Source organism: Streptomyces nanshensis, assembly GCF_001751255.1.
In the GTDB taxonomy this organism is placed as follows: domain Bacteria; phylum Actinomycetota; class Actinomycetes; order Streptomycetales; family Streptomycetaceae; genus Streptomyces; species Streptomyces nanshensis_A.
In genome coordinates this window covers 1-680 of sequence record NZ_LJGW01000499.1, presented here as the reverse complement: position 1 = coordinate 680, position 680 = coordinate 1, and the positions used below count along the sequence as shown (strand labels likewise).

Here is a 680-nt window from a genome sequence, read left to right as displayed (position 1 = left end):
GCGGTGGTGCGTGGGTCTGCGGTGAATCAGGACGGTGCGTCGAATGGTCTGACGGCGCCGAGTGGGCGGGCGCAGCAGCGGGTGATTCGGCGGGCGTTGGCGAGTGGGGGGTTGTCGGCGTGCGATGTGGATGTGGTGGAGGCGCATGGTACGGGGACGCGGCTGGGTGATCCGATCGAGGCGCAGGCGTTGTTGGAGACGTATGGGCGGGGTCGGGATGCGGGGCGTCCTTTGTGGTTGGGGTCGTTGAAGTCGAATATCGGTCATGCGCAGGCGGCTGCGGGTGTGGCTGGTGTGATCAAGATGGTGTTGGCGTTGGGGAAGGGTGTGTTGCCGCGGAGTCTGCATGCTGATCGGCCGTCTCAGGAGGTGGATTGGGCTTCGGGGTCGGTGGCGTTGTTGGCGCGGGAGCGTGTGTGGCCGGGTGGGGGGCGTGTGCGTCGTGCTGGTGTGTCGTCTTTCGGTATCAGTGGGACGAATGCGCATGTGATCGTGGAAGAGGCTCCGGAGGAGGAGCCTCTTCCGGAGACTGCGGAGGCTGCGGGGTCCGGGGAGGCTGTGGGGTCTGGTCCGGTGCCGTTGGTGCTCTCGGGGCGTTCGGAGGGGGCGGTACGGGATCAGGCCGCGGCGTTGCGTGTCTTCCTGGAGGAGCACCCCGACACCCCCCTCACCGACGTGGC

At 67.5% G+C, this 680-nt stretch carries 1 protein-coding gene; it reads left to right on the top strand.

Features of this window, described 5'->3' with window-relative positions:
• Positions 1-680 (top strand): ketoacyl-synthetase C-terminal extension domain-containing protein (locus tag AN218_RS34905; RefSeq protein WP_141747734.1); only part of this gene is annotated, 680 nt, incomplete at both ends.